Source organism: Methanobrevibacter sp. (assembly GCF_045541095.1).
In the GTDB taxonomy this organism is placed as follows: Archaea; Methanobacteriota; Methanobacteria; order Methanobacteriales; family Methanobacteriaceae; genus Methanocatella.
The window spans coordinates 1-6,792 of record NZ_JAZQIJ010000251.1 but is presented as its reverse complement, the minus strand read 5'-3'; the positions used below and the strand labels follow the sequence as shown (position 1 = coordinate 6,792).

The 6,792-nt window shown below is 36.8% G+C and carries 12 protein-coding genes; all 12 read left to right on the top strand.

Going from position 1 to position 6,792, the window contains the following annotated elements; translation table 11 throughout:
- A partial coding sequence (locus tag ACKI2P_RS10870) for a hypothetical protein (RefSeq protein ID WP_407377513.1) occupies positions 1–980 on the top strand: 980 nt, incomplete at its 5' end.
- Complete coding sequence (locus tag ACKI2P_RS10865; protein WP_407377511.1) at positions 981–1,751, top strand: hypothetical protein; 771 nt, start codon at positions 981–983, stop codon at positions 1,749–1,751.
- Positions 1,752–1,829: 78 nt separating this feature from the next.
- Entirely contained in the window at positions 1,830–2,021 is a 192-nt protein-coding gene (locus ACKI2P_RS10860) for a hypothetical protein (RefSeq protein WP_407377509.1), read from the top strand.
- A complete protein-coding gene (locus ACKI2P_RS10855) occupies positions 2,018–2,164 on the top strand; it encodes a hypothetical protein (RefSeq protein ID WP_407377507.1) in 147 nt (48 codons plus the stop codon). Before ACKI2P_RS10860 ends, ACKI2P_RS10855 begins: the two co-directional genes overlap by 4 nt.
- A complete protein-coding gene (locus ACKI2P_RS10850; protein WP_407377506.1) occupies positions 2,165–2,413 on the top strand; it encodes a hypothetical protein in 249 nt (82 codons plus the stop codon). It abuts the gene before it with no gap.
- 27 nt (positions 2,414–2,440) lie between these two features.
- Positions 2,441–2,704, top strand: a complete 264-nt coding sequence (locus ACKI2P_RS10845; RefSeq protein WP_407377504.1) for a hypothetical protein — start codon at positions 2,441–2,443, stop codon at positions 2,702–2,704.
- A complete protein-coding gene (locus ACKI2P_RS10840) occupies positions 2,697–3,299 on the top strand; it encodes a hypothetical protein (protein ID WP_407377502.1) in 603 nt (200 codons plus the stop codon). Before ACKI2P_RS10845 ends, ACKI2P_RS10840 begins: the two co-directional genes overlap by 8 nt.
- Positions 3,300–3,313: 14 nt before the next feature.
- Positions 3,314–3,967, top strand: a complete 654-nt coding sequence (locus ACKI2P_RS10835) for a hypothetical protein (protein ID WP_407377500.1) — start codon at positions 3,314–3,316, stop codon at positions 3,965–3,967.
- Between the two features lie 2 nt (positions 3,968–3,969).
- The gene (locus tag ACKI2P_RS10830; protein ID WP_407377498.1) at positions 3,970–4,560 is read left to right on the top strand and encodes a hypothetical protein; all 591 of its coding nucleotides are present in this window, start codon (positions 3,970–3,972) and stop codon (positions 4,558–4,560) included.
- Positions 4,560–5,399 (top strand): hypothetical protein, encoded by an 840-nt coding sequence (locus ACKI2P_RS10825; RefSeq protein ID WP_407377497.1) that lies wholly within the window; start codon positions 4,560–4,562, stop codon positions 5,397–5,399. Before ACKI2P_RS10830 ends, ACKI2P_RS10825 begins: the two co-directional genes overlap by 1 nt.
- 14 nt (positions 5,400–5,413) lie before the next feature.
- Positions 5,414–6,466 carry a hypothetical protein gene (locus ACKI2P_RS10820; RefSeq protein ID WP_407377495.1) on the top strand — a complete coding sequence of 351 codons (1,053 nt, stop codon included), beginning with the start codon at positions 5,414–5,416 and terminating at the stop codon, positions 6,464–6,466.
- Positions 6,467–6,476: 10 nt separating this feature from the next.
- The coding region (locus tag ACKI2P_RS10815; RefSeq protein ID WP_407377494.1) for a collagen-like protein at positions 6,477–6,792 on the top strand (316 nt) is incomplete at its 3' end.

The window sequence follows — 6,792 nt, the reverse complement described above, 5'->3', positions numbered from 1 at the left end:
AACCGGCAGCAATGTTAGTGAGAGTTCCAACAGGTAAGATCTCTGAGACTACAAAGCTAATGCTGGATGTTTATGACACATCAACAACATTCTCAAGCAATTTATCAACAGGTGGTGATGTGTTAATGTTTGATGCAAACTCTGATACATACTCAAGCTTTTTCATGAACTACTCAGGTTTAAGCATCAACAATGACTCAACAGATAACGGAAGATTTCTAAGAGCAAGATATGCTGCAATCATAGACGGAAGCTCACCAATCAGCTTATTTACAACATTTGCCTCAGGACAGTCATTAAGCAACAACAGAGTTACTGTTGCAAGATTCAAACATATTAAAGGCAATGTTGACGTTAATGATAATGCAACATATCATGGTTCAACAATTGGAAGTGTCATGATACAGGTGGACGGAAGTCTCACGACATGGGGAGTCGACACAAAAGCCACCAGTCTAAATTTAGCAGGTAATGAAAAAGAATACTGCATGTTCAATGGAGCAAAGACTTTAGTCATGGCAAGTTCATTCGATGCATATAATTCTGGAAGTGACAGTGAAGGCAATTATAAACAGTACCATATCCATGGAAGAGTTGGAACTGGCTTCAGCAGTTCTTCAGATTATCTGGAAGGATTCAGCAGAAACAATTCTACCAAATATTATGACAATATCTACGGAGAAATAGAAGTATCTCCAACGTTTTATGCCACAACTGATTTTGAAGATTTCAACTATGTTGACCTGAAATGGATGCTTGTATTCCCATCACCATTGTTTGCAGCTAATGGAATTCCGCAGGTAACAGTAACGGAAAAGGATGAAAAACACGGAATCAGATTATACAAAGGAAGTCATGAGTACACCAAAGCATACAAAGGCTCAACGTTAATGTGGGATGTCAATGATGATGACTTGGAAGATACTGGACTTCACATACCTGATAAGATAATAAACAAGAATTGGAATTGGGTGTTTTAAATGATTGAAGAATACAATGAAACAATAGCTCATAACAAAGGCCATCCAACAGGATTAGGTCATGAAGAGAAGATGGATGTTATTGCATGTCTTTTGGATGAGGGCGAGAGGTTCTATGTTAATGAGGAGCATACTGCTTGGATTTCAGAAAACCAGTGCAGAGTAGGAGAGATGGTAACATTAGCTGAAGAATCGACAATGGAACATACAATAGTCAGAAAAGCTAAAGCTGGAGAATTGGCATTTGGATATCTTCTAGGTAAAGCCCAAGTCAGAAGTTCCGGACATACTCTCGTTACTGTTGCAGTTTTAGGTGATGTTTTCAGACTGAAACTGAAACGACCTGCACCTGCAGATATATTGCCGAATACCAGAATCTACATTGACAATGACGGCGAGTGCAATCCAGTACATGGCCATGATTTAAGACTGCTTTCAATCGTTAATCTAACGGAAAATGAACGCACTGATTACATTAGAGTTTACCGTCAGATGTCAGAAGTGGAAATGTATCCTGAATCACAGAACTGTATTGATCTTGGAGACTGCAGTTTCGAACAGGATGAAATCACACATGTAGTGAACATGATCATACCTAATGAATCAAACATTATGGCGCAGGCCAATTACGTTAAAGACGCTGACGGCGTTACCTATTGTGAACTTCCGGACGTAGCTATTGTCAATAATGTCCGTTTCGTCTGGGAAGACAACAAACTTTACATGGAGTGGGATGGTTGTGATGACGGTGAGAATGTATACTTTATATAAAATAAATAATAAATTATATAATAATATATATAATAAAAGATATAATAAAAGATATAATATTATAATGAGGTTTAAATCATGACCATAAGGAAACTAGTCGGAACACTTGAAAACAAAGGACCATACATAGACCAAACAACAGGACATTGGTTTTACTGGAACGGAACCAAATACGTAGACTCAGGTTATCCTTACGCCATTAAACCCATAATTGAATTCAAAATCGAAGATGGAAAATTATACTACTCTATTAGTTGGGAGGCACAATGAAATACATCAAATACTTTGAAACAATCAAAGAATACGAATCATGGATAAACATAGAAGAAAACGCCGAAGAAGTCTATAACTCTGAAGAAAAGATTTGTGTTGACGGAGTAATCCTCAGCCACACCTACAAGGAGGAAATATAAATGATTTATGAATGGATAGAAAGAAACAGAAAGGACATTGACATACTGACCTCTTTTTTAGTCACTGCAATCCCAGTCATCATGTTATACTCAGAAGCATTGGGAATCACTGAAAACACAGTTCCATATTGCATTCTCATGATCGTGTTAGGTATAGCCAGCCATTACGCAAGCAGAATAAGAGGAGAAGGAGATGTTGAAGACGCAAAACAAAAAGCTAAAAGAGTTTTGGGTTATCCTGAAGAATAATCGTCTTTTCTGGAGGATACTGTTATCATGAACAAACTAAAGAAAAAGATTGTCATATGCAACTTTACCAAAACAATTTCAAGTGCAGTATTTACAGCGATAGCTATCAACATCATAATGACCAACGCAACAAAGTGGAGTTTAATCGAAGGACTAATTCCATTTACAATAGCTATTGTTATTGTCGCACTAATTGACATTTATCAATATAGATACGAAAAAGAGGAAGAGAACAATTTAAAGGAATTGAAATCAAGAATCAAAAAACTGGAGGAACAACAGGATGGATAAAGGAAAAATACTAATTGCTGTTCCCACCTTTGAAACCATCAAACCAGAATGCTTTAAAGGAATCTACGGAATAAAACCTCCAAAAGAATACAATCTCTTTTTTGATTATGTCAAAGGATATGATTGTGCTAAGGCAAGAAATGAGATAGCAAAAGAAGCTATTGAATACGGTATGGATTATGTGTTAATGGTGGATTCAGATATTGCAGTTCCAAGACTGACAGTAATAAAACTATTGGAATGCGGGTGTGATGTGGCATTAGGCTGGTACTACAGGAAAAGAACAAAAACAGATGAAACAATCATCTTTGACTTTGGAAAAGACTTCAACAGTCATAATTCAATAAAAGGTCAAACAATGATTAACGAATTAAATGAACCATTTTCCTGTAAAGGAGGAGGCCTCGGCATTGCACTAATCAAAACGGAAGTCTTTGAAAAGACAAATTTTCCATACTTCAAATTCGTAACCTATCCTAATGATACAATCTTATCAGAGGACTTATACTTCTGCAATCAAGTCAGAGATGCAGGAATGAAAATCAAATGCAACCCATTCATTAAAGGAGACCACATATTCGATACGTTAATGTGAGAAGGTGTATGTTAATGTCAGATGAAATAATTTTACTTGAAGAGCGAAAAGAAGTTACAACATTCATCCTCGATGATGGAGATATAACCGAAACAGAAGTAGTGACAGCAACAGGAAAAAGTCCAGGATATGACTATTCAGCAAAAATACATCTTGGCGATACAGTAACAATTTCCGAAAAATCAAAAATCGGAAAAGAAGCAATGAAACTCTACACTGGAGCAGACGGCGAAATACCAATGGGAATAATCGTTAATGAACCAGTAGTAATGAGCAACGGGATAAGAAAAGCCAGTGTGTTAATGTTAGGTCAGCTATTCAGATTAAAACTTGATACAGAATCAGAAGACAACATTAACGTTAACGATAGACTATCATTGGATACAAACAATGCAGTCATATCAGAGCAAGGCGAATACTATGCCCTACATCCAGTAACAGCAGGTGAATATAATTACGTTAACACCTTCAAAGCAGGAGGTGGAAGTGGTGGTGCTAAAGGAGACACCGGAGACACAGGACCTAAAGGTGATACTGGGGATACAGGCCCAATCACATTAATCAAAGGAAGCTATGATACTCTAGAAGAATTAATGGCAGCACATCCAACAGGCCAACCTGGAGATGCATATATCGTAGGTGGAGACCTATACATTTGGGAGGAATAAAAATGACATGGGAATACGCAGGAAGAATCAAAGGTGATACTGGAGCAACCGGCCCAGTCGGAGCAACAGGTAGTGTAGGTGCAACAGGAGCAACTGGAGCTACAGGTGACAAAGGCGATCCATTCTCAATTTACAAAACATACGCATCAATCCAAGCAATGGAAGCAGATGCAAGTAATGTTCCTGAAGGAATGTTCGTAGCTATCTCATCCACAGTTGAAGATCCAGACAATGCAAAATTATATCTCAAAGGAGCAAGCACCTTCAGTTTCATAACTGACATGTCCGGAGCAACAGGACTTAAAGGAGACACTGGAGCCAAAGGTGATACTGGTGCTAAAGGAGATACAGGAGATGCTGGTGGAACTGGTATTAAAGGTGACACTGGTGATACTGGCCCGAAAGGAGATACTGGTGCTAAAGGTGATACAGGGGATACTGGCCCCGTTAATGTCACTGGAGTATTAGATACTGGTGATACTACCAATGTTATTCTAAACGGTCCAGTAGCTTTAGCTATTGAAGCTCTTGATGATGATATCGGAACAATAACATCAGCTCAAACAGCTAATCTAAATCTTTTAGGGAGTTAATGTCAATGTCATTCTCTCAACCAGATTTAAGTCAAGTGTTAAGAAAGGAACAATTGCTTAATACTAATCTTACTTCTTTAAGAACAGAATTAAGAAATAAATTGGATATTAGCTATTCTAATTCAGATACTATCTTACAATTAATTGAAAAGATAGCTCCAAATCATTATATGGATATTGATACCTATATTCCATCTAATTATTCAATTGGATTGCCAGTAATGTTAAAGAACATATCATCAGTTAGTTGGAATGATAATGATGATGCTGAGGGATATTATCTTGATGCCACATCATCAAGTGCAGGTTCTGAAACTATTGGTCTGGGATTATATTCAACATATCAAAAGACTGATGTTTATGGAACGGATAATTTCAAAATCAGAATGAAATTAGCATATAAAGAGGGCTATAATAATTCATATGCGGGAGTGGGATTTGTAATTGGAACTCCAGAAGCAAATTCGCCAATTGATGCACTTTTCTTTGGTGTAGCTCAAAACAGTAATGGTGATTTATATCCGGCAAGAATAACATTCAATAACTCAACTTCTCCTACAATAAGCTATATTACTACTGGCGGAACAATTCCTTCAACAAATAAATTCCTAGTACTTGCTGAAAATAATTATGATGCCAGTTATGGTGGTATTGATGTAGTGTGGAGAAGACTAGATGGATCTTTCATATGGAATGATTATGTTACCTATTCTGAATTTAATTCTTCAGGAATGAGTGGGAAAATATCCATGACAGCAATAGTTGGAACTTCATCATCCGTATCTGGGGTATCTCTTCCAAAATTAGTAAACATGTTTAATAGTTTTATAGATAAATGATAAGGTGATTGTTAATGAGCATAGCTAGTAATGTTATTGACGAAAATACAAGATTAGGAACTGTTAGAACAAATTTAAGAAACAAATTAACTCACTGTGGCGTGTACTGGTATAATTCAGATAATATATTTACTTTGGCTAGGAGATTATTTTTCATCCAATATCCAGATATGCCTGGAGGTGGAAGCTGTCTTTCTTCAGGAGATAGTGTGGCTGTTGGTGAAACTTTAGAATTTTCCATATATGGTTTTGAAGCCAATGGGGGAATATTAGATTTATTCATTAACAATAATCATTATATCTTCTGCAATGAATCTGGAACTAGCGTTAGTGGATATTATACTGTAACAGAAGATGATGCAGATGCCGGACAAATAACCTTTGCAATGTATGTTAACGGACAGAAATTTGAGGAAGCAACATTACATGTACAACTGTTCGGCTTTAACGATGAATATGCGGATGATACCGGTAAATACAGAATTGTTAAATATCCATTGGATGAGGAAGTTTCATTATCAACTGATGAATATGATACTGGTTATAATGATTCCGGCATGTTAATATCAAAAGGAACTGATGCCAGTAGTGTAGTAATGTTAATACCAAATGTATTTACCAGTCCGATTGATGCATCGGAAAGTGGAATTCATTTTAAATTGAAATTTGTCCAAAAGAAAAATAGTAATCAAGGCTGGGGAGATGCAATAGCTTTAGTAAATTCAGATTCACTAAGTCATTATAGGGATACTAAAATCCTAGAGTTGGGTGCATATCCTGCAAAGAAAGGTGTCAAGTATTCTAATTCAGACCACACCGTAAGAGAAATAAGCGTTACCACTGGACAGTTAACTTTAGACTCCAAATGGTATACATTAGAACTGTATTATGATTCAGGTTATCTTGAAGCATATATTAAAGACGGCAGCACAAACGTATTCAGTTATACAGGTAATATTTCAAGTTCAATAACATTAGATGAATTCTATCCTGTCATCATGATTTATGATCAAGGCGGAAGCATGATATTCAACAATGTAGTAATTGAACCATGGACTCATACATGAGGTGATAATAATGCCAGAAAAAGAATGGATTGAAATCGGAACAGTAAAAGGAGATACTGGCCCTAAAGGTGATACAGGTGCTAAGGGCGATACTGGTGAGAAAGGTGACACTGGAGATACTGGACCTGCCGGACCAATAGGTGAAACCGGAGCGAGTGGTACTAGCATCACTATTAAAGGTTCATATGATACTTATCAAGAATTAATAAATGCACATCCAACAGGTAATGATGGAGACGCATATATTGTTAACGGCTCCCTTTATGTTTGGGATGGAACTGCTTGGGATAACGTAGGAAACATAAAAGGAGAAAAAGGAGACACTG